Consider the following 22,613-nt stretch of genomic DNA (forward strand, 5'->3'; position numbering starts at 1 on the left):
TTCTTCCTGCCTCAAACGATCGCGTCGGCCGCGCCGCGCTGTTCTTTTTCCATGTATTCGCGTGACTGCATCTCGATGATACGCGAAACGGTACGGTGAAACTCATTGGCCAGCATGCCGTTCGTGTACAGCTGCTCGGGCGGCACTTCGGCCGACATGATCAGCTTGACCTTCTGGTCATAAAAGACGTCGATCAGCCAGGTGAAGCGGCGCGCCTCGGACGACTGCGCCGCCGACATGGCCGGTATCCCTGACAATATCACCGTATGGAAGCGGCTGGCGATTTCCAGGTAATCATTTTGCGAGCGGGGGCCGCCGCACAGGGTGGCGAAATCGAACCAGATGATGCCGCCGGCGCGGCGCAGGCAGTGGATTTCGCGGCTTTCGATGCGGATGCGCGCGTCTTCGTCGGCCGTCTCGGCGATGCGCGCGTAGGCGTCGCGCAGGGCCTTGTCGGTGGCCGCGCCCAGCGGCGTGTAGTAGCTTTCCACCTGCTCCAGCGCGCGGCCGCGGTAATCGACGCCCGCGTCGACGTTCATCACGTCGAGCTTGTCCTTCAGCAGCGCGATGGTCGGCAGCATGCGGTCGCGGTGCAGGCCGTCCGGATACAGCAGGTCCGGGTCGTAATTCGAGGTCATGATGAAGGACACGCCGTTGTCGAACAGGGCCGACAGCAGGTTGTACAGGATCATCGCGTCGGCGATGTCCGAGACGTGGAATTCATCGAAACAGATCAAACGGTACTTCTTGGCGATGCGTTTCGCCACTTCATCGAGCGGATCGGCCACGCCCTTCAGCTCATCGAGCTGCTGGTGCACGCCGCGCATGAATTCGTGGAAGTGCAGGCGCGTCTTGCGCACCACCGGCACGACCGAGTAAAAACTATCCATCAAAAACGACTTGCCGCGCCCCACCCCGCCCCACATGTACACGCCTTTCGGCACGGCGGGACGGTTGATCAGGCGCTTGAAGGTGCTCGACCGCGCGCCCTTGTAGGCGACCCACTCGTCATAGCACCGCTGCAGGCGGTCGACCGCGCGGCGCTGGGCGGCGTCGGCCTTGAAATCGCGCTTCTGCAACGCGTTCTGGTAAAACTCTTCAACGTTCATGGGATTCGCTTTTACGGATGGGCACTAATGCACAGGGGCGCTGGCGAAAAAAATCCGCGAGCGCCCCTGAAAAGACTAGCTACAATTAAAAGTTCAACGTGCGCTTGTCAACCGCCAATGCCGCTTCCTTGGTCGCTTCCGACAGGGATGGGTGTGCGTGGCAGATGCGCGCGATGTCTTCGGCCGACGCCTTGAATTCCATCGCCACGACGGCTTCGGAAATCAGTTCGGACGCCATCGGGCCGACGATGTGCACGCCGAGGATTTCATCGGTCGTCGCATCGGCCAGGAATTTCACCATGCCCGAGGTGTCGCCCAGCGCGCGCGCACGGCCGTTGGCCATGAACGGGAAGGTGCCTGCCTTGTAGGCGATGCCTTCGGCCTTCAGCGTTTGCTCGGTCTTGCCGACCCACGCGATTTCCGGCGAGGTGTAGATCACCCACGGAATCGTGTTGAAGTTGGTGTGGCCATGCTGGCCGGCGATACGCTCGGCCACGGCAACGCCCTCTTCTTCCGCCTTGTGCGCCAGCATCGGGCCGCGCACGACGTCGCCCACCGCCCACACGTTCGGCAGGTTGGTCTTGCAGTCGCCGTCGACCGCGATGAAGCCGCGCTCGTCGAGCTGCAGGCCGACCTTGTCGGCGCCCAGGCCATTCGTGTTCGGCGTGCGGCCGATCGAGATGATCAGCTTGTCGAACACGGCCTTTTGCGCTTCGCCCTTGGCGTCGACGAATTCCACGGTGACGTCTTTCTTGCCTGGCGTGATCGCACCGATCTTGCAACCGAGGTTGATCTTCAAGCCCTGCTTGGTGAACAGCTTCGACGCTTCCTTGGCGATCTGCTCGTCGACCGCGCCGAGGAAGACCGGCAGGCCTTCCAGCACGGTGACGTCGGAACCCAGGCGGCGCCAGACGCTGCCCATTTCCAGGCCGATCACGCCGGCGCCGATGACGCCCAGCTTGGCGGGTACGGCGTCGATGGCCAGTGCGCCCGTGTTCGACAGGATCAGTTTCTCGTCGAACGGTGCGCCCGGCAGTTCGCGCGCGTTCGAGCCCGTGGCGATGACCACGTGCTTGGCGCTCAGGGTTTCGTTGGCTTCGCCCGTCACGCTGATCTCATACGCGCCAGCGGCGGCGGCGGCGAAAGCGGCGCGGCCGTGGAAGAAGGCGATCTTGTTCTTCTTGAACAGGTACAGGATGCCGTCGTTGTTCTGCTTGACGACCGTATCTTTACGCTTGAGCATCTGGCCCAGGTTCAGCTTCAGGCCGGCGACGTCGATGCCGTGCTCGGCGAAGCTGTGGCCCGCGTGTTCGAAATGCTCGGACGATTGCAGCAGCGCTTTCGACGGGATGCAGCCGACGTTGGTGCAGGTACCGCCAGGCGCGGCGCCGCCCTTGGCGTTCGACCACTCGTCGACGCAAGCGACGGAAAAGCCCAGCTGCGCTGCGCGGATGGCGGCGATGTAGCCGCCAGGGCCCGCACCGATGACAACTACGTCAAATTGTTTAGTACTCATGTTTTGTTATTCCAATCTCTTCGTCTGGTACGAAAATCCACAATAGAAGGTAAATCGCCACGCCGAAGCCGAAGGTCAATGTAAACAGGACGAACACCAGGCGCCAGATCCACGCCTCCATGCCGGAGGCGCGTCCCAGGCCGCCGCACACGCCGCCCAGCCAGCGGTCGGTGCGCGAGCGGCGCAGGCGGTTGAATTCCTGCACCAGGTCGTTCGACGGGCCGGAGGCGGCGCCAGCGCCGGACGTGCTGTCCGGCTTGTCCAGGTTGATACTGCTCAGGAGCTTGGCTTTCGCTTGCGCGAATTCCGCCTCGCTCAGGGCGCCCGCCAGGTGCAACTCGTGCAGACGCTTGATTTCTTCAGAGACGTTCATGGGAATCCTCTTTCGTTGAGATCAGCCAGCTGCGTCTTCTGGCAAGGGGTATCGGCTACATTGCCCCGGCGGCTACGCCGGGGGACTACGGTGCTTACAGGTCCAGCAGCAGGCGTGCAGGATCTTCCAGCGCTTCTTTCATCGCCACCAGGCCCAGGACGGCTTCGCGGCCGTCGATGATGCGGTGGTCGTAGGACATCGCCAGGTAGTTCATCGGACGCACCACGATCTGGCCGTTTTCAACGACAGCGCGGTCCTTGGTCGCATGCACGCCCAGGATGGCCGATTGCGGCGGGTTGATGATCGGGGTCGACAGCATGGAGCCGAAGGTGCCGCCGTTCGAGATCGAGAACGTGCCGCCCGTCAGGTCGTCCAGGGTCAGCTTGCCTTCCTTGGCTTTCGCGCCGAATTCACCGATTTTTTTCTCGATGTCGGCGATCGACAGCTGGTCCGCGTTGCGGATGATAGGCACGACCAGGCCGCGCGGCGAACCGACAGCGATGCCGATGTCGAAGTAGCCGTGGTAGACGATGTCGTTGCCGTCAACGGAAGCGTTGATGATCGGGTACTTTTTCAGGGCGGCGACGGCGGCCTTGACGAAGAAGGACATGAAGCCCAGCTTGACGCCGTGTTCTTTCTCGAACTTGTCCTTGTACTTGTTGCGCAGGTCGATGACCGGCTGCATGTTCACTTCATTGAACGTGGTCAGGATGGCGTTCGTCGATTGCGATTGCAGCAGGCGCTCGGCGATACGTGCGCGCAGGCGGCTCATCGGCACGCGCTCTTCCGGACGGTCGCCCAGGCTGGCGGCGGATGGCGTGGCAACTTGCTGCAGCGCCGGCTTGGCGGCGGCTGGGGCCAGTGGCGCGACAGCCGGCTTGGCGGAAGCGGCCAGGGCGTCGCCCTTGGTCACGCGGCCATCCTTGCCCGAACCGGCGACGTCGCCAGCGGACAGGCCTTTTTCCGACAGGATCTTGGCGGCGGCCGGCATGGCCACGTCGCCCTTGGTCGCGGCGGCAGGCGCGGCAGCGGTCGAAGCGTCTTGTGCGGCGGCAGCCAGGGCTGGCGCGGCAACGGCCGACACTTCCATCGGGCTGACCTTGGCCGAGCCGTCGGTGTCGATGATGGCGATGACTTCGCCGGCCACGACGGTGGCGCCGTTATCCTTGATGATCTGGATGATCACGCCAGCGGCTGGCGCAGGCAGTTCCAGGACCACTTTGTCGGTTTCGATGTCGATCATGTTTTCGTCGCGCGCCACTGGCTCGCCGACTTTTTTATGCCATGCCAGCAGGGTCGCTTCCGCAACCGATTCCGACAACTGAGGAACTTTGACTTCGATTTGTGCCATGTAAAACTCCGTTTATTTTGTTCTTGCGGCGCCGCCCCTGCGTAGCAAGGGCGGCGCTCCGTCATTATCTATGTAATCAGGCGCCATGCAAGCCGCACGGCGCCCGCATTCCCGCTTACTTGGTGAGAATGAAACCCTTCAGCTTCGAGAATGCCGTTTCCAGCAGATCTTTTTGCTGGGCGTAGTGCTTGTCATAGTAACCGACAGCAGGCGACGCCGAAGCAGGACGGCCGGCGTAGGCCAGACGCTGGCCCGATTCCAGGCCTTCGAAGATGTTGTGCTGGATCTGGAACCACGCGCCCTGGTTTTGCGGCTCGTCCTGAGCCCAGACGACTTCGACCAGGTTCGGGAACTTCTTCAGTTCAGCAGCGAACGACTTGTGCGGGAACGGATACAGCTGTTCCAGGCGCACGATGGCCGTGTCGGTCTGGCCGCGGGTCTTGCGTGCATTGACCAGGTCGTAGTAGACCTTGCCCGAGCAGGCGATGACGCGCTTGACTTTCTTGGCATCGATTTTGTCGTCGACTTCGCCGATCACGGTCTGGAAACCGCCCTTGGCCAGGTCGGTCAGCGGCGAACCGGCATCCTTGTTGCGCAACAGCGACTTCGGCGTCAGGATGACCAGCGGCTTGCGGAACTGGCGCACCATCTGGCGGCGCAGCAAATGGAAGATCTGCGAAGCCGTCGTCGGCTGCACCACTTGCATGTTGTTGTCCGCGCACAGCTGCAGGAAACGCTCCGGACGCGCGGACGAGTGCTCAGGACCCTGGCCTTCGTAACCGTGCGGCAGCATCATGACCAGGCCCGAAGCGCGGCCCCACTTCACTTCGCCGGAGCTGATGAACTGGTCGATCACCACTTGCGCGCCATTGGCGAAGTCGCCGAACTGGGCTTCCCAGATCGTCAGCGTGTTCGGTTCAGCGGTCGAGTAGCCGTATTCGAAGGCCAGCACGGCTTCTTCGGACAGCACCGAGTCGATGACGGTGAACGGTGCCTGGTTTTCCGACACGTTTTGCAGCGGAATGTAGGTGCCCGCATCCCAGCGTTCGCGGTTCTGGTCATGCAGCACGGCGTGGCGGTGCACGAAGGTGCCGCGGCCCGCATCCTGGCCCGTCAGGCGGATGGCGTAGCCGGACGATACCAGCGAAGCGTAGGCCAGGTGTTCGCCCATGCCCCAGTCCAGGTTCATTTCGCCGCGGCCCATGGTGGCGCGGTCGCCCAGCACTTTTTCCACCAGCGAGTGGACCTTGAAGTCTTCCGGTACGGAGGTGATGCGCGTGGCCAGGCGTTTCAGTTCCGTCATCGGCACGGCCGTGTCGGCCGAATCGGTCCATTTCTTGTTCAGGAACGGCAGCCAGTCGACGGCGTACTTGTTCTTGAAGTTCGAGATGACCGGATCGACGGTGTGCTTGCCGGCGTCCATGGCGTCGCGGAAAGCGGCCACCATCTTGTCGCCGCCATCGGCAGGGATCACGCCTTGCGCCACCAGCTTGTCCGCGTACAGCTTGCGGGTGCCTGGATGCTGGCCGATCTTCTTGTACATCAGCGGCTGCGTCAGTGCCGGCGTATCTTGCTCGTTGTGGCCAAGCTTGCGGTAGCAGATGATGTCGAGGACGATGTCCTTCTTGAACTCCATGCGGTAGTCGAGCGCGATCTGCGTCGCCAGCACCACGGCTTCCGGATCATCGGCGTTGATGTGCAGGACCGGTGCTTCGATCATCTTGACGACGTCCGAGCAGTACAGGGTCGAGCGCGCATCGCGCGGATCCGAGGTGGTGAAACCGATCTGGTTGTTGATCACGATATGCACCGTGCCGCCCGTATGGTAGCCACGGGTTTGCGCCAGATTCAGCGTTTCCATGACCACGCCCTGGCCGGCGAAAGCGGCATCGCCGTGCACCAGGATCGGCAGCACTTGCGCGCCCTGCGCGTCGCCGCGGCGATCCATGCGGGCCTTGACGGAACCTTCGACCACAGGGTTGACGATTTCCAGGTGCGACGGGTTGAACGCCAGCGACAGGTGGACCGGGCCGCCCGCGGTGGAGATGTCCGACGAGAAGCCTTGATGGTACTTCACGTCGCCGGCAGGCAGGTCGTCGCCATGCTTGCCTTCGAATTCTTCGAACAGTTCCTGTGGCGCCTTGCCCAGGGTGTTCACCAGCACGTTCAGGCGGCCGCGGTGGGCCATGCCGATGACGATTTCCTGCACGCCTTTTTCGCCGGCGCGCTGGATGGTTTCATCCATCGAGGCGATGAAGGTTTCGCCGCCTTCCAGGGAGAAGCGCTTCTGACCCACGTAGCGGGTGTGCAGATAGCGTTCCAGGCCTTCAGCCGCGGTCAGGCGGTCGAGGATGTGGATTTTTTTCTCTGGGGTGAAATTCGGGGTGGAGCGGATCGCTTCCAGTTTCTCTTGCAGCCAGCGCTTTTCGGCCGGATCGGAGATGTACATGAATTCGGCGCCGATCGAACGCGTGTAGGTATCGCGCAGATAGTTCAGCAGATCGCGCAGGGTGGCGGTCTCGGGGCCAAAATAGGTATTGCTGATGTTGAACACGGTGTCCATGTCCGCGTCGGTGAAACCGTAGAAGCTCGGCTCGAGCTCAGGGATCATCGGACGTTCCTGGCGTTGCAGCGGGTCCAGGTTGGCCCAGTGCGAACCGAGGTAGCGGTAAGCGGCGATCAGCTGCGTGGCGGCGACGCGCTTGCGGCCCATTTCAGCATCGAAGGAAGCGGTGACGGTGCGGATCGGACCAGCCTTTGCGCGCTCGGCGAACGAGGCGACGACGGAGGCATGCGCCACGTCAGGCTTGTTGGTGCCATCGACGGCAGGCACGTGCTGCATGGCGTCGAAGTAGGAACGCCAGTTATCGGGTACCGAGCCTGGATTGTTCAGATACGCCTCGTACAGGTCTTCCACGTACGGAGCATTCCCACCGAACAGGTAGGAGTTGGTCGTTAATTGCTGCATATATTGCTCACCTTTCTTCGCGCTTCGCGAGATTAGCGGGTTAATCTAACCTTCCGCGACACGGCCTGACCGGTTAGCGGATTGCACATCAAGTTGTGGGGGAAGGGCTTTTTTATTGCGCCAGCATTCTTCATACCGTCATTTAGAATAGCACGCGGTATTGTAACGCAACAACCACAAGTTGAATTTTATTTGGCAAGCAAATGTAAGCTGCGTGCCTGATTTCCGGGGCTGGCGCGGGCCGTACTGTTGCGCTTATGCGATTCCGCCGACCGCGTCCGCGCCGCGCGGCTGCGCAAGTGGTCTGCTTGATAACGGCGGCGCGGCGATGGCGTCCAGCCACTGGGGATCGCGGGCGAACCACTCCACGAGAAAATCGAGCATGGTGCGCAGCAGGGGCGACATGTGCTGGCGCGAGGTATAGATGCCGTAGATGCCCATGTCCTGCGGCTGATACGCGGGCAGCAGCTCCACCAGCTGGCCGCTGGCGATGAGCGGCGCGGCCGAATAGCGGGGCTGCATGGCGATGCCCGCCCCCGCCACCGTCGCCACCAGCAGCACCAGCGATTCATTCGCCGACAGCCGCCCGCTGACAGGGACAGTGAGCACTTCCCCCTGGTGCGTGAACTGCCACAGGCTCTTGCCAAAATAGGTGTAAGTCAGGCAATTGTGCAGGGCCAGGTCTTCCACCCGCCGCGGCGTGCCATGCGCCGCCAGGTACGATGGTGCGGCGCACACCACCGAGGCGCAACTGGCCAGCTGGCGCGCGATCAGGTTCGGTTCGAGCGCGTTGGTGATGCGGATCGCCAGGTCGATGCGCTGCTCCACCAGGTTGACGGCGCGGTTCTCCATCTGCAGGTCGACGGCGGCGCGTGGGTAGCGCCGCAGGTAAGCGGTCACTGCGCCGGCCAGCGCCGTCTGTGCCAGCGACTGCGAGCAGGTGATGCGCAGCAAGCCGTGCGGCGTATCGGCGCCTTCGGCCGCGGCCACGGCCATGGCGCCCGCCACTTCCAGCATCTGCCGGCAGCGCGCCAGGGTGGCGTCGCCTGCATCCGTCAGACTCAGGCGGCGCGTGGTGCGATGCAGCAGCCGCGCCCCCGCCCACTGCTCCATCTCGGCCAGGTAGCGCGTCACCATGGCGCGCGACATGTCCAGCGCCTCGCTGGCGGCGACCATGCTGCCGCGCTCGGCGATGGCGACAAATACTTGTGCGGCGGTGATGCGGTCCATGCGGGCACTCCTTTGATTCATCCGATCCATGCAACGAAGTATTGCAATCTACCCTATTTGTGGCACATAGTCGAAAGGATAATATGTGCCGGTGATAACGAAAAACGAGAAGAACGCATGTTGTCGAACTCCGCCCCGCATGACCGTCCCGGCTTTCTTCCTCCTGCGGGCGGCCGCCCCGCCCCGCGCGCCAGCGTGGCCGGCTTTGCCATGCAGCGCCTTGGCAGTGCGCACTCACCCTCCATCTTGCTGAGCGGGGTGCACGACGCCATCCTGGTCAACGCCCAATTCCTGCACAGCGATGCCGTGGACGTGGCGCAAACGATACAGGCGGGCGGCAAACACCTGCGCGCCATCTACGTCAGCAGCGCCGAACCGCACGCCTATTTTGGCCTGGGCGTGCTGCAGGCGGCCTTTCCGCTGGCGCGCATTCTCGCCAGCGGCGACACGGTCGAGGCGATCCGCCGCCAGGCCGGCGCCAGGGTCGCCCACTGGGGCGGCATCCTCAAGCACAATGCGCCGCGCTGCATCGTCGTGCCCCAGCCCTATGACGGCGCCAGCCTGCCACTGGAAGGCCGGCATATCGCACTGCGCCACCTCGAAGCAGCCTTCGAATAATTACAACGCGGACAGGAAGCGCACGTAATCTTGCGCGCTGCGCCCCAGCCGCTCCGCATAGCCCGGCTCCTTCGGACCGTCTTCCGCGCCATAGAAGGCGAAGAACTGGCGGCTCTCGGCGCCGATGTATTTGAAGGTCACGTCAAACGGCGCCAGCAACTGCGCCAATGTCATTTTCCACTTGCCTTGCGGCGTGAAATCCGCCTCGCGGATGCCGGCCGTGACACCCAGCGCCACCTTGCGGCCCCGGAAGGCGTCGCCGCCCGTGCCATAGGCCCAGCCATGCGTCAATACTTCGTCGAGCCACTGCTTCAGCAGCGGCGGGCAGTTGAACCAGTACACGGGGAACTGCAGCACCACCGCGCCGTGCGCCTCGACCAGCGCCTGCTCGCGCGCCACGTCGATCTTGCCATCAGGGTAAGCCTGGTGCACATCGTGGATGGTGTACTGCTGCGGATGCCGCGCCACTTCCTGCAGCCAGCGCTGGTTGGCGACCGAGGTGTCGAGGGCGGGATGGAAGACGATAACGAGGGTTTTCATCGTGTTGCTTTCATGAGAATGGGATCGGCGCGTACCGGCCCGCAGCCTCGGGAAAGCAGGCAAGCCGGTACCCTGCCCCGCCGCGCGTGATCGCGCCGCCAGAGGCAAAAACAGCATAGCCTTGGTGAGTACTTTTCACAAGTACGCACATTTATTACGCATACCCTATAAAAAGTAAGTGGCTAGGCCGCAGATAGCGGCATGGACGGGCGGCACGGCGGTCGCATCAGGCCGGCCGGTGCTGTTCGCCCCACTCGCACAAGGTGTTGAGCACGGGGATCAGCGAGGCGCCTGTGCTGGAGAGGAAATACTCCACCTTGGGCGGCACTTGCGGGTACTCCCTGCGGATGATCAGCGCATCGGCTTCCAGCTCCTTCAGCACGACGCTGAGGGTCTTGAAGGCGATGCCATCGAGGTGGCGCTTGAGCTCGTTATGCCGCAGCACCTTGTTTTCCGCCAGCGCGTACAGGATCAGCATCTTGTACTTGCCGCCGATTAGCGACAAGGTGTAGCCGAAGCCCGTATCGCCCAGGGCCACGCCGCCGGGCGCGCATGTTTCTTCGTTCATCACGTTCTGCTTCTTGGTTAACCAGGGCCCGAGCATACCAGCCCGGCAGCCCTGGCTGCCACCGGCGCGGCGGGCGCGCATAAAAAAAGCGAGCCCGCAGGCTCGCTTTCGTGCGCCGGGCCGCCAGGCCCGGCAGGAACAATACGCGGTAACTTAGGCGCGCTTGTCCAGTGGCAGTACTTCGCGGGTCGTCGAACCGACGAACAGCTGGCGCGGACGGCCGATTTTCTGTTCCGGGTCGGCGATCATTTCGTTCCACTGGGCGATCCAGCCGATGGTGCGGGCCATGGCGAAGATACCGGTGAACAGCGACACGGGAATGCCCAGTGCCGATTGCACGATGCCCGAGTAGAAGTCGACGTTCGGGTACAGCTTGCGCGACACGAAGTATTCGTCGTTCAGTGCGATTTTTTCCAGTTCCATCGCCAGCTTGAACAATGGGTCGTCTTGCAGGCCCAGTTCGTTCAGCACTTCGTAGCAGGTTTCACGCATCAGCTTGGCGCGCGGGTCGAAGTTCTTGTACACGCGGTGGCCAAAGCCCATCAGCTTGACGCCGGAGTTCTTGTCCTTGACTTGCTCGATGAAGGCAGGGATGTTCTCGACGGTGCCGATTTCCTTCAGCATGTTCAGTGCCGCTTCGTTGGCGCCGCCGTGGGCAGGGCCCCACAGGCAGGCGATACCGGCAGCGATACAGGCGAACGGGTTGGCGCCCGACGAACCAGCCAGACGGACGGTCGAGGTCGAGGCGTTTTGCTCGTGGTCCGCGTGCAGGATCAGGATGCGGTCCAGGGCGCGCACCAGCACGTCGTTGACTTTGTAGTCTTCGCACGGGTTGGCGAACATCATGTGCATGAAGTTGGCGCTGTACGACAGGTCGTTGCGTGGGTACGTGAACGGCTGGCCGATCGAGTACTTGTAGGTCATGGCGACCAGGGTCGGCATCTTGGCGATCAGGCGGATGGCCGACACTTCGCGGTGGCGCGGGTCGTTGATGTCCAGCGAATCATGGTAGAACGACGCCAGCGCGCCAACGGTGCCGACCAGGATCGACATCGGATGGGCGTCGCGGCGGAAGCCACGGAAGAAGAATTGCATCTGCTCGTGGACCATCGTGTGCTTGGTCACGGTGTCGACGAACTTGGCTTTTTGCGCCGCGTTCGGCAGTTCGCCGTTCAGCAGCAGGTAGCACGATTCCATGAAGTCGGCGTTGACGGCCAACTGTTCGATCGGGTAACCGCGGTACAGCAGTTCGCCCTTGTCGCCATCGATGTAGGTGATCGACGAATTGCACGAGGCGGTCGACATAAAGCCTGGGTCGTAGGTGAACTTGCCGCTACCGGCGTACAGCTTGCGGATGTCGATGACGTCCGGGCCTACGGTGCCTTTGTAGATGGGAAATTCAAGCGATGGGCTGCCATCGGAGAACGACAGGGTAGCTTTTGTGTCAGAGATATTCATGGGCTCTTCCTTCTCGGGAGTGAGTCGAAATTAAAATCAAAAATTCTGGCTGCAATTCGCACCGCATTCGGCAGTGCTACAGCGCGCCACTCGCACCGTTTGCAATATATCGCCCAGGCGTCTAGGCAATGCGCAGTCGTTGCAGCAGTGCGCGCACATGCGGCAGATCGACTTCGCCTTCCGGCTCTTTACGGGCCAGTACCAGATCCATTAACGCATTGTCCGATAAATCCAGCAAACGCGTCAGCGCGTCAACTTCTTCATCGGTCAATTCGGTTTCATACGCATCGAGAAAACGGGTCAGGATAATGTCGTTTTCCAGCAGGCCACGGCGTGAACGCCAGCGCAGGCGGGCGCGGTTGGCCGGGTCGGCCTGATGCGAGGACAAAATTGATTCTGTCATTTGGTTTACCACTTTACGTGTGCCTTGCGGCACGGTGCTGCTTTGCAGGCGCCGCCCGGCAGGAAGGGAGCATACTCCCTTCCCGGAAACGGCGCCCGGCGGACGCGATTCTGACGAATCAGATCGCGCGGCGGACCATCAATTCCTTGATCTTGCCAATCGCCTTGTTCGGGTTCAACCCTTTCGGGCAGACGTCGACACAGTTCATGATCGAGTGGCAGCGGAACAGACGGTACGGATCTTCCAGGTTGTCCAGACGCGCGCCCGTGGCTTCGTCGCGCGAATCGGCGATGAAGCGGTAGGCTTGCAGCAGGCCGGCAGGACCGACGAATTTGTCCGGATTCCACCAGAACGACGGGCACGACGTGGAGCAGCATGCGCACAGGATGCACTCGTACAGGCCATCGAGTTCTTCGCGCTGTTCCGGCGTTTGCAGGCGCTCTTTTTCAGGCGGGATCGAATCGTTGATCAGGAACGGCTTGATCGAATCGTACTGCTTGAAAAATTGCGTCATGTCGACGATCAGGTCGCGGATGACCGGCAAGCCTGGCAACGGGCGCAGCACGATAGGCTCCGTCAGTTCGTTCAGGTTGGTGGTGCAGGCCAGGCCGTTCTTGCCGTTGATGTTCATCGCGTCCGAACCGCACACGCCTTCGCGGCACGAGCGGCGCAGGGCCAGCGAGTCATCGACGTCCGACTTGATGCGCTGCAGTGCGTCGAGCAGCATCTTGTCGGTGTCTTTCAGTTCGACCGTCAGGTCTTGCATGTAAGGCTTGGCATCCTGGTCAGGATCGTAGCGGTAGATTTTGAATTTGAGAGTGCGTGCCATGTTCTGACCTTTAGAAAGTACGTGGTTTTGGCTTGAAGGTATCGACCGTCAGCGGTTTGGTCACGACTGGCTTGTATTCCAGGCGGTTGCCTTCCGAGTACCACAGCGTGTGCTTCATCCAGTTGTCGTCGTCGCGGGTCGGGTGATCATCCTGGGCGTGCGCGCCGCGCGATTCCTTGCGGGCCGCTGCCGAGACGATGGTCGCTTTCGCCGTTTCGATCAGGTTGTCCAGCTCCAGCGCTTCCACGCGGGCCGTGTTGAAGACCATCGACTTGTCCTTGAACGAAACGTGCTTGCGACGCTCGTCGAGCTTCATGATTTCCTCGACGCCCTTGCTCAGCATCTCGTCGGTACGGAACACGCCACAGTACTTCTGCATCGTGGCGCGGATGTCGTTCGCCACGCCCTGCACGGTTTCCGTGCCGGTCGAGTTTTCCAGGCGCTGCAGGCGGCCCATGGCGAAATCAGCGGCGTCGGCTGGCAAAGGCTTGTTTTCCTTGCCTTTCAGGCCGCTGTTGACGATGTGGTTGCCGGCCGCGCGGCCGAAGACCACCAGATCGAGCAGCGAGTTCGTGCCCAGGCGGTTGGCGCCGTGCACCGAAACGCAGGCGCATTCGCCGATCGCGTACAGGCCGTTGACGACTTTCGCCGAATTGTCCGGGCCGGTCGGGGTGACGACCTGGCCGTGGATGTTGGTCGGGATGCCGCCCATCTGGTAGTGAATCGTCGGCACGACAGGAATCGGTTCCTTGGTGGCGTCGACGTTGGCGAACTTGTGGCCGATTTCCAGGATCGACGGCAGGCGCTTGGCGATGGTGTCGGCGCCGATATGGCGCAGGTCCAGCATCACGTGGTCCTTGTTCGGACCGCAGCCGCGGCCTTCCTTGATTTCCTGGTCCATCGAACGCGAGACGAAGTCGCGCGGCGCCAGATCCTTCAGGGTCGGCGCATAGCGCTCCATGAAGCGTTCGCCTTCGCTATTGATCAGGATGCCGCCTTCGCCGCGCACGCCTTCGGTGATCAACACGCCCGCGCCGGCCACGCCGGTCGGGTGGAACTGCCAGAATTCCATGTCCTGCAGCGGCAGGCCGGCGCGTGCCGCCATGCCCATGCCGTCGCCGGTATTGATGAACGCATTCGTCGACGCGGCGAAGATGCGGCCTGCGCCGCCCGTTGCCATGACCGTCGTTTTTGCTTCCAGGATCATGCATTCGCCGGTTTCCATTTCCAGCGCGACAACACCGATCACGTCGCCATCGGCGTCACGGATCAGGTCGAGTGCCATCCATTCGACGAAGAAGTGCGTACGTGCACGCACGTTGCGCTGGTACAGGGTGTGCAACAGGGCGTGACCGGTACGGTCGGCTGCCGCGCAAGCGCGCTGCACCGGCTTTTCGCCGAAGTGGGCCGTGTGGCCGCCGAACGGACGCTGATAAATGGTGCCGTCCGGGTTGCGGTCGAACGGCATGCCGAAGTGTTCCAGCTCGTACACGACCTTCGGTGCTTCGCGGCACATGAATTCGATGGCATCCTGGTCGCCCAGATAGTCGCCACCCTTGACAGTGTCGAACATGTGCCAGAACCAGTTGTCTTCGGCCATGTTGCCGAGCGACGCGCCGATACCGCCCTGCGCCGCCACGGTGTGCGAGCGGGTGGGGAAAACTTTCGAGAGGACGGCGACGTTCAGGCCGGCTTCAGCCAGTTGCAACGACGCGCGCATGCCGGAACCGCCGGCGCCAACGATCACCGCATCAAAGCGGCGGGTAGGGATTGCAGATTTATATGCTGCCACGATTACACACTCCAGAGTATCTGTACCGTCCAGCCGGCACAAGCGATCAACCACAGCATGGTGGCAATTTGCAGGGTCAGGCGGAGGCCAACGCTTTTCACGTAGTCCATCCAGATATTGCGTACGCCGACCCATGCGTGGTAGAACAAGGCGACAAATGTCACCAGGCTGATTAATTTGAACCATTGCTGTGCGAACAAGCCAGCCCAGCCTTCATAGCTGAAGTTGCTGCCGGTCAGGAAGGCGATCAGCAGGATGGCGACATAGGCCACCATGACCAGGGCGGTGACGCGTTGCGCCAGCCAGTCGCGCAAGCCGTAATGGGCGCCGACGACGAGGCGTTTCGGTCCGATGTTATTGTTTGCCATTAAAATACTCCAAACAGTTTCAAAGCGACCAGAGCGGTCAGTACCAGGCTGATCACCAGCACGAACTTGGCCGTATTGCGCGCGGGTTCTTTCTCGGCGGCGACGTGCACGTCCATGAGCAGGTGGCGGATGCCGGCGCAGAAGTGGTGCAGGAAGGCCCAGACCAAGCCCAGCGTGATCAGCTTGACGAACCAGTGCGAGGCGATGCCCTGGAAGTAGGCGTAGGACATTTCGGAACGCAGGCTCAGTTCCAGCATGTACAGGATGCACGGCAGCAGGGCGAAAATGATGATGCCGCTGATACGATGCAGGATCGAGACGATGGCGCCGATCGCCATGCGGTAGTTCGACAATTCGGTAACATGGATGTTACGGAATTGCGGCCGTTCTTTTTTTGGTACTTCTCTTACGGCTTCAGACATAACAAAAACCTCCCCTTTGAATTTCAACTAAATATTGAAGCCGCGATTTTCGCCGATTTTCGCAACCCATACCAATATCTATTGTTACATATAACCAAAATGGTTTTTTACTACAAAATACCGCGCTACTTTCCGTAGTTCACGTAATTTAATTACAGAATCGCCGGCAAAACACGGCCCGCCGGGGCCGGCCATGCTTTACCTGCGCGCTCTGTTGTCTCCATGCCTGCCTCGCGGCGGACATTTTCAAACGATGCACTTCAACCTTGCCGCTTGTGCGGGCACCCGCGAGCACCCCGCCGCTTCAGCTGAGTTCATTCTGATAATGATGGCGACTGGTCAGGTACAAGCCCCGGCGCAGTTCGACCGGCTTGTCGCCGTAGGTAAACGACACGCGCTCGGAACTGAGCAAGGGCGTGCCGAGCTCGATATTGAGCAATTGCGCGGCGCCGGCGTCGGCGCACACGGCGCGGATCTGTTCAGACGCGCGGATCATGCGCGTGCCAAATTCCGTCTCGAACAGGCCGTACATCGGCCCCTTGTATTCCACCAGGCGCTCGGCCGTCAGGCCCTTGAAGATCAGCCCGGGCAGCCACAGCTCCTCGACGATGGTGGGGATGCCATCGAAATACTGCACGCGCTTGATGAAGATGACGGCGTCGCCGGATTTCAGGTCCATCAGGCGCGCGACATCGGCCGGCGCGCGCACGCGCTTGACCTCGATGAATTTGCTTTCGGGATAGTGCGGCACGCCCTCGTCCGGCACCAGGCGCAGGAAGCGGAAGTGCGCGCGCGCCTCATGGTGGGTGGACACGAAGGTGCCCTTGCCCTGGCGACGCATGACGAGATTCTCGGCGGCCAGCTCATCGATCGCCTTGCGCACCGTGCCCTGGCTGACCTTGAAACGGCCCGCCAGTTCGACTTCGCTAGGGATCAGTTCGCCAGGCTTCCATTCGCCCGATTGCAGGCTCTGCGTGATGAGCGCCTTGATCTGCTGGTACAGGGGACTGAAGGTGGGCGAGGCAGCGACAATGGGGGCAGCGACCGGCGCGGCCGGCGTGCCTGCAGCAGTGGTATTGGCGCCGGCCGCTGGCGCGGCGGCAGTGCTGGCCGCGGCTGCGGGCGTGGCCGGTGTGCCCGCGGTCGGACTGACCGCCCCGCTTGCAGCAGTGGCATTGTTGGTCAGATTGGACGAGGCGGAATTCATAGTCCGACATTTCAACACAAATCACTGCCCGCGTCCAGTAAAAGACACGTAGTTATCTGTCTTATATAAGACATAAGATATGATTGACAGATGCAGATCAGAGGCCTAAACTGCCCTCGATAAAACTTGTGAGCCAGCGTTTTATGTTGTCGGCCAGCCACTCTGGTCTCGTGCAGCACAAGCGTCGCGGCGGCGTACACCAGCAATTCGGTGGCGCGGGCCGGTTTTGGTATCATTATAGTTTTTCCGGATAAGCGTAAGCCCAGCTTCAAGCCCGTTTTCTTTCCCATTTTTGGAGATTCATCATGGCTAAAACCCCAATGCGTGTTGCAGTGACCGGCGCCGCCGGCCAGATCGGCTACGCCCTGTTGTTCCGCATCGCCAATGGCGACATGCTCGGCAAAGACCAGCCTGTCATCTTGCAACTGCTTGAAATCCCGGACGAAAAAGCCCAGAAGGCGCTCAAGGGCGTGATGATGGAAATCGACGACTGCGCCTTCCCGCTGCTGACGGAAATGACCGCCCACTCCGACCCGCTGACCGCATTCAAGGATGTCGACGTCGCCGTGCTGGTGGGCGCGCGTCCACGCGGCCCGGGCATGGAACGCAAGGACCTGCTGGAAGCGAATGCGCAGATCTTCACGGTGCAAGGCAAGGCGCTCGACGCCGTCGCTTCGCGCAACGTCAAAGTGCTGGTGGTCGGCAACCCTGCCAACACCAACGCCTACATCGCCATGAAATCGGCACCATCGCTGCCAGCGAAGAACTTCACCGCCATGCTGCGCCTGGACCACAACCGCGCGCTGTCGCAAGTCGCTGCCAAGACCGGCACCGCCGTCAAGGATATCGAGAAGCTGACCGTGTGGGGCAACCACTCGCCAACCATGTACGCCGACTACCGCTTCGCCACCGTCAACGGCAAGGCTGTCAAGGACCTGATCAACGACCAGGAATGGAACGCCAACGTATTCCTGCCGACCGTCGGCAAGCGCGGCGCGGCCATCATCGAAGCGCGCGGCCTGTCGTCGGCAGCGTCGGCAGCGAACGCCGCCATCGACCACATCCATGACTGGATGCTGGGCACCGCCGGCAAGTGGACCACCATGGGCGTGCCTTCCGATGGCTCGTATGGCATTCCTGAAGGCACCGTGTTCGGCTTCCCTGTCACCACCGACAACGGCGAATACACCATCGTTCAAGGCCTGGAAATCGATGCATTCTCGCAAGAGCGCATCAACCTGACCCTGAAAGAACTGACCGAAGAGCGCGAAGGCGTGAAACACCTGCTGGCTTAATACCAGTCCAGTGGCGGCGCGGCCTGAGCGCCGCCCGCCATGCAGGCCGCTCCGCGCACGTCGCGGCGCGGCCGTTTTATCAAGTAGTTTTTACCTGCAGAAATGCCTTAAGCATGCACCCTTCCGAGGTTTTATTCCAAGGCAAACGCCAGCCGCTGTTGCTCGCCGCTTGCGACCACTACGCCGGCTCTGAAAAGCTGATGCGTAAATCGATTGCTTTGCAACAAGAGCTTGGCCCCCTGTTCGACATCACGTTCGACTGCGAAGACGGCGCCAGCGCCGGCAATGAAGAAGCCCACGCCCACATGATCGCCGGCCTGCTGGCCAGCGACGACAACCAGTTCAACCGCATCGGCGTGCGCGTGCACGACGTCGACAGCCCGTTTTTCACGCGCGACGTGGAAATCATCTGCGCCGCCGCCGGCCGCCTGGCCTATATCGCCGTGCCCAAGGTGGGCGGCGTGCAGGATGCCATGCTGGCCATCGACCTGATCAACCTGCACGCGCGCCGCGCCGGCCGCGACAACCTGCCCGTGCACATCCTGATTGAAACGCATGGCGCGCTGCGCGATGCCTACGCCATCGCCGCCCTGCCGCAGGTCGAATGCCTGTCGTTCGGCATCATGGATTTCGTCTCGGCCCATTACGGCGCCATTCCCGCCGCCGCCATGCGCACGCCGGGCCAGTTCACGCACCCGCTGGTGGTGCGCGCCAAGCTGGAAGTGGCCGCCGCCTGCCACGCGCATGGCAAGGTGCCGTCGCATAACGTGACGACCGACGTGCGCGATTCGGCCGTGGTGGCCAACGACGCCCAGCGCGCAACAGCCGAGTTCGGCTACACGCGCATGTGGAGCATCCACCCGGACCAGATCAAGCCCATCATCAAGGCCTTCACGCCGCGCCTGTCCGAGGTCAACGAGGCCAGCAATATCCTGAATGAGGCGCTGCGCGCCAACTGGGGCCCGATCGCCCAAAATGGCCGCTTGCACGACCGCGCCAGCTACCGATATTATTGGACCGTTTTGCAACGCGCCAAACTGGCGGGCCTGGGCCTGCCCGAGGCGGCCGCTGCATTATTGAATCCCCCCTCTTCCAGCACCACTGAAAACTGACAGGAATTACACGATGTCCATCTCCAAATTAGCAATTGCCTGCAGCGTCGCGCTGGGCGCCCTGACCCTGACACTGGCACCGGCCAGCTTCGCCGCCACGGACACCAAGGCGGAGGCGAACGCCAAGGCGGTCAAGGCCAAGGCCAAGCCAAAAGCCAAGACCACCAAGGCCAAGGCCGCCGCCAAGGAAGCGCATCCGCTGGCCATGTCGGTCGTCGACAAGGAAGAAGCGGACGAACCGGATACGGCCGGCTCGGCCTCCACGGATTTCAATTGCGAACTTGGTAATAAAATTACCATCTATACCAATGCGACCGACGACAAACACATCGCCCTGCGCTGGAAGAAGCGCCTGCACCGCCTGAGCCGCGTTGGCACCACCACCGGCGCCAACCGCTTCGAGAACCGCTTGTATGGCCTGGTCTGGATCGGTATCCCGGCCAAAGGCATGCTGCTCGATTCCAAGCAGGGCCGCCAGCTGGCCAATGAATGCAAGGATGCGGAGCAAGCCAAGCCGGCAGCACTGGTGGAAGCGCCGCCATCGCTGGGCGTGCTGCCAGTCACCGGCGGCTGATGTGCGTAGCAAGGGCCTCTTCGGGGGCTCAACCATGTTTTGTAATTTGAATAATCAATAAATAGACGATACCCAACAAGGAGAGGTCATGTCCCGCAACACTCTGAACACGCTCAAGGACTTTAATATTTCGGACAGCAAGAAGGGCAAGCTGTATTCCCTGCCTGCGCTGGAAAAAAGCCTGGGCATCAATGTCTCCCGCCTGCCAGTGTCGATTCGTATCGTGCTCGAATCGGTATTGCGCAACTGCGACGGCAAAAAAGTCACCGAAGAACACGTCAAGCAATTGGCGAGCTGGGGCCCGACCGCCGAGCGCACCGACGAGATCCCGTTCGTAGTGGCGCGCGTCGTGCTGCAAGACTTCACCGGCGTACCATTGCTGGCCGACCTGGCCGCGATGCGCAACGTGGCCGCCAAGATGGGCATCAACGCCAAGAAGATCGAACCTTTGGTGCCGGTCGACCTGGTGGTCGACCACTCGGTGACCATCGATCACTACCGCGAAAAGAAAGCCCTGGACCTGAACATGAAACTGGAATTCTCGCGCAACAACGAGCGCTACCAGTTCATGAAATGGGGCATGCAGGCATTCGACACCTTCGGCGTCGTGCCGCCGGGCTTCGGCATCGTCCACCAGGTCAACCTGGAATACCTGGCGCGCGGCGTGCACCACGCAGGCAAGAAAGCCGGCGACGTGTACTACCCTGACACCCTGGTCGGCACCGACTCGCACACCACCATGATCAACGGCATCGGCGTGGTCGGCTGGGGCGTGGGCGGCATTGAGGCGGAAGCCGGCATGCTGGGCCAGCCGGTCTACTTCCTGACGCCGGACGTCATCGGCGTGAACCTGTCGGGCGCGCTGCGTGAAGGCTGCACCGCCACCGACCTGGTCCTGACCATCACCGAATTGCTGCGCAAAGAGAAAGTCGTCGGCAAGTTCGTCGAATTCTTCGGCGAAGGCACCGAATCGCTGACCCTGACGGACCGCGCGACGATCGCCAACATGGCACCGGAATACGGCGCGACCATGGGCTTCTTCCCCGTCGACGAAGCCACCATCGATTACTTCAAGGGCACCGGCCGCAGCAAGGCTGAAATCGCCGCGTTCGAAGGCTACTTCAAGGCGCAGAACCTGTTCGGCGTGCCGAAAGCGGGCGAGATCGACTACACCCGCGTGGTGGAACTGGACCTGGCATCGGTCGCTCCGTCGCTGGCCGGCCCGAAACGCCCGCAAGACCGTATCGAAATCGGCAACGTCAAGGCCAACTTCGCCGAGCTGTTCGCCAAGCCGACGACCGAAAACGGCTTCAACAAGAACCCGGCCGACCTGGCCGCCGTGTACGAAACGACGAACGGCGTGAAAGTGTCGAACGGCGACGTGCTGATCGCCGCGATCACCTCGTGCACCAACACCTCGAACCCGAGCGTGATGCTGGCCGCCGGCCTGCTGGCCAAGAAAGCCGTGGAAGCGGGACTGAAGGTCGCCCCGCACATCAAGACCTCGCTGGCCCCTGGCTCGCGCGTCGTGACCGAGTACCTGACCGCCGCCGGCCTGCTGCCTTACCTGGAAAAGCTGGGCTTCGGCGTGACCGCCTACGGCTGCACCACCTGTATCGGCAATGCGGGCGACCTGACGCCGGAACTGAACGCCGCCATCGCCACGCACGACATCGTCGCATCGGCCGTACTGTCGGGCAACCGCAACTTCGAAGCGCGCATTCACCCGAACATCCGCTCGAACTTCCTGGCCTCGCCACCGCTGGTCGTCGCTTACGCCATCGCCGGCAACATGACGCGCGACCTGATGACGGAACCAGTCGGCAAGGGCAAGGGCGGCAAGGACATCTACCTGGGCGACATCTGGCCAAGCTCGGCTGAAGTGTCGGCCATGATGAAATTCGCCATGAACGCCAAGGTGTTCAAGGACAACTACGCGGACGTCAAGGGCGCGCCAGGCAAGCTGTGGGAAAAAGTCACCACCGTGTCGGGTCAAGTCTACAACTGGCCGAAATCGACCTACATCGCGGAACCACCGTTCTTCGACAACTTCTCGATGACGCCAGCGGCCGTCGCCACCGGCATCGAAGGCGCGCGCGCACTGGGCGTGTTCGGCGATTCCATCACCACCGACCACATCTCGCCAGCCGGCTCGATCCAGGAAAACGGTCCTGCAGGCAAATGGCTGAAGGAAAACGGCGTCCTGAAAGCGGACTTCAACTCCTACGGCTCGCGTCGCGGCAACCATGAAATCATGATGCGCGGCACCTTTGCCAACGTGCGCATCAAGAACCGCATGATCCCTGCCAAGGCGGACGGTTCGGCGGTCGAAGGCGGCATCACGATCCACCAGCCTTCCGGCGAACAAATGTCGATCTACGACGCAGCGATGAAGTATGTTGCTGAAGGCACGCCAACCATGGTCTTCGGCGGCGAAGAGTACGGCACGGGCTCGTCGCGCGACTGGGCGGCAAAAGGTACGCAACTGCTGGGCGTGAAAGCCGTGATCACCCGTTCGTTCGAGCGCATCCACCGCTCGAACCTGGTGGGCATGGGCGTGTTGCCGCTGCAATTCATCGGCGACGACAGCGTGCAAACCCTGGGCATCACCGGCAATGAAACCTTCGACCTGAAAGGCCTCGAAGGCGACATCAAGCCACAGCAACTGGCGACGCTGGTGATCCACCGCGCCGATGGCAGCAGCCAGGAAGTCAAAGTCCTGCTGCGCATCGATACGCCGATCGAAGTCGACTACTACAAGCATGGCGGTATCCTGCCATTCGTGCTGCGTCAACTGCTGGCCGAGTAATCCGTCAGCTGTAATGGAAAGTCAAAGCGCCGGTTTCGACCGGCGCTTTTTTTTCGTCCCTGCCGCCCGTT

The 22,613-nt window shown here is 61.8% G+C and carries 20 protein-coding genes; 5 read left to right on the plus strand and 15 right to left on the minus strand.

Going from position 1 to position 22,613, the window contains the following annotated elements:
• Nucleotides 1–11 precede the first annotated feature (11 nt).
• From zapE to BM193_RS02900, 6 genes are all read right to left on the minus strand, one after another.
• Complete coding sequence (zapE, locus tag BM193_RS02875; RefSeq protein ID WP_092795221.1) at nt 12–1,109, minus strand: cell division protein ZapE; 1,098 nt, start codon at nt 1,107–1,109, stop codon at nt 12–14.
• Between the two features lie 85 nt (nt 1,110–1,194).
• Nucleotides 1,195–2,625, minus strand: coding sequence for a dihydrolipoyl dehydrogenase (gene lpdA, locus BM193_RS02880; RefSeq protein ID WP_035820749.1), 1,431 nt, complete (start codon nt 2,623–2,625; stop codon nt 1,195–1,197).
• Nucleotides 2,615–2,998, minus strand: a complete 384-nt coding sequence (locus BM193_RS02885; RefSeq protein WP_092795223.1) for a PspC domain-containing protein — start codon at nt 2,996–2,998, stop codon at nt 2,615–2,617. The genes lpdA and BM193_RS02885 overlap by 11 nt, the downstream gene beginning before the upstream one ends.
• A gap of 94 nt (nt 2,999–3,092) precedes the next feature.
• Complete coding sequence (gene odhB / locus BM193_RS02890) at nt 3,093–4,349, minus strand: 2-oxoglutarate dehydrogenase complex dihydrolipoyllysine-residue succinyltransferase (RefSeq protein ID WP_092795225.1); 1,257 nt, start codon at nt 4,347–4,349, stop codon at nt 3,093–3,095.
• A 115-nt stretch (nt 4,350–4,464) separates the two neighbouring features.
• Nucleotides 4,465–7,317 carry a 2-oxoglutarate dehydrogenase E1 component gene (locus BM193_RS02895; RefSeq protein ID WP_092795226.1) on the minus strand — a complete coding sequence of 951 codons (2,853 nt, stop codon included), beginning with the start codon at nt 7,315–7,317 and terminating at the stop codon, nt 4,465–4,467.
• A gap of 255 nt (nt 7,318–7,572) precedes the next feature.
• On the minus strand, nt 7,573–8,547 hold the full coding sequence (locus tag BM193_RS02900) for a LysR family transcriptional regulator (protein ID WP_254785802.1): 975 nt from the start codon (nt 8,545–8,547) through the stop codon (nt 7,573–7,575).
• A 117-nt stretch (nt 8,548–8,664) separates the two neighbouring features.
• On the opposite strand from BM193_RS02900, the gene BM193_RS02905 reads away from it, so the two are divergent.
• Nucleotides 8,665–9,165, plus strand: a complete 501-nt coding sequence (locus BM193_RS02905) for an MBL fold metallo-hydrolase (protein WP_092832209.1) — start codon at nt 8,665–8,667, stop codon at nt 9,163–9,165.
• On the opposite strand, the gene BM193_RS02910 is transcribed toward BM193_RS02905, so the two are convergent.
• The 9 genes from BM193_RS02910 to BM193_RS02950 all read right to left on the minus strand — a co-directional run bounded on the left by BM193_RS02910 (nt 9,166) and on the right by BM193_RS02950 (nt 16,752).
• Nucleotides 9,166–9,705 (minus strand): NAD(P)H-dependent oxidoreductase, encoded by a 540-nt coding sequence (locus tag BM193_RS02910; RefSeq protein WP_092795229.1) that lies wholly within the window; start codon nt 9,703–9,705, stop codon nt 9,166–9,168.
• Nucleotides 9,706–9,931: 226 nt separating this feature from the next.
• Nucleotides 9,932–10,273, minus strand: a complete 342-nt coding sequence (locus BM193_RS02915; protein ID WP_092795230.1) for a winged helix-turn-helix transcriptional regulator — start codon at nt 10,271–10,273, stop codon at nt 9,932–9,934.
• A 153-nt stretch (nt 10,274–10,426) separates the two neighbouring features.
• Complete coding sequence (gltA, locus tag BM193_RS02920; protein ID WP_092795232.1) at nt 10,427–11,731, minus strand: citrate synthase; 1,305 nt, start codon at nt 11,729–11,731, stop codon at nt 10,427–10,429.
• Nucleotides 11,732–11,852: 121 nt separating this feature from the next.
• Entirely contained in the window at nt 11,853–12,134 is a 282-nt protein-coding gene (locus BM193_RS02925) for an FAD assembly factor SdhE (RefSeq protein WP_034752073.1), read from the minus strand.
• 118 nt (nt 12,135–12,252) lie between these two features.
• Entirely contained in the window at nt 12,253–12,963 is a 711-nt protein-coding gene (locus tag BM193_RS02930; protein ID WP_071322675.1) for a succinate dehydrogenase iron-sulfur subunit, read from the minus strand.
• A 10-nt stretch (nt 12,964–12,973) separates the two neighbouring features.
• Nucleotides 12,974–14,755 carry a succinate dehydrogenase flavoprotein subunit gene (gene sdhA, locus BM193_RS02935; RefSeq protein WP_092832211.1) on the minus strand — a complete coding sequence of 594 codons (1,782 nt, stop codon included), beginning with the start codon at nt 14,753–14,755 and terminating at the stop codon, nt 12,974–12,976.
• A gap of 2 nt (nt 14,756–14,757) precedes the next feature.
• Nucleotides 14,758–15,123, minus strand: a complete 366-nt coding sequence (sdhD, locus tag BM193_RS02940) for a succinate dehydrogenase, hydrophobic membrane anchor protein (RefSeq protein ID WP_046685731.1) — start codon at nt 15,121–15,123, stop codon at nt 14,758–14,760.
• Nucleotides 15,123–15,545: a succinate dehydrogenase, cytochrome b556 subunit gene (gene sdhC / locus BM193_RS02945; protein WP_034789105.1), complete on the minus strand. Its 423-nt coding sequence runs from the start codon at nt 15,543–15,545 to the stop codon at nt 15,123–15,125. Before sdhC ends, sdhD begins: the two co-directional genes overlap by 1 nt.
• Nucleotides 15,546–15,849: 304 nt before the next feature.
• Nucleotides 15,850–16,752 carry a GntR family transcriptional regulator gene (locus BM193_RS02950; protein WP_092795235.1) on the minus strand — a complete coding sequence of 301 codons (903 nt, stop codon included), beginning with the start codon at nt 16,750–16,752 and terminating at the stop codon, nt 15,850–15,852.
• A 305-nt stretch (nt 16,753–17,057) separates the two neighbouring features.
• On the opposite strand from BM193_RS02950, the gene BM193_RS02955 reads away from it, so the two are divergent.
• The 4 genes from BM193_RS02955 to acnA all read left to right on the plus strand — a co-directional run bounded on the left by BM193_RS02955 (nt 17,058) and on the right by acnA (nt 22,542).
• A complete protein-coding gene (locus tag BM193_RS02955; RefSeq protein ID WP_034752084.1) occupies nt 17,058–18,047 on the plus strand; it encodes a malate dehydrogenase in 990 nt (329 codons plus the stop codon).
• A 113-nt stretch (nt 18,048–18,160) separates the two neighbouring features.
• Nucleotides 18,161–19,159 carry an HpcH/HpaI aldolase/citrate lyase family protein gene (locus BM193_RS02960; protein ID WP_092795237.1) on the plus strand — a complete coding sequence of 333 codons (999 nt, stop codon included), beginning with the start codon at nt 18,161–18,163 and terminating at the stop codon, nt 19,157–19,159.
• Nucleotides 19,160–19,172: 13 nt separating this feature from the next.
• A complete protein-coding gene (locus BM193_RS02965) occupies nt 19,173–19,733 on the plus strand; it encodes a hypothetical protein (RefSeq protein WP_092795239.1) in 561 nt (186 codons plus the stop codon).
• An 88-nt stretch (nt 19,734–19,821) separates the two neighbouring features.
• A complete protein-coding gene (acnA, locus tag BM193_RS02970; protein WP_092795241.1) occupies nt 19,822–22,542 on the plus strand; it encodes an aconitate hydratase AcnA in 2,721 nt (906 codons plus the stop codon).
• The last annotated feature ends 71 nt before the right edge of the window (nt 22,543–22,613 follow it).

The sequence above is a fragment of the Janthinobacterium sp. 344 genome (genome assembly GCF_900112025.1).
GTDB lineage: Bacteria > Pseudomonadota > Gammaproteobacteria > Burkholderiales > Burkholderiaceae_D > Janthinobacterium.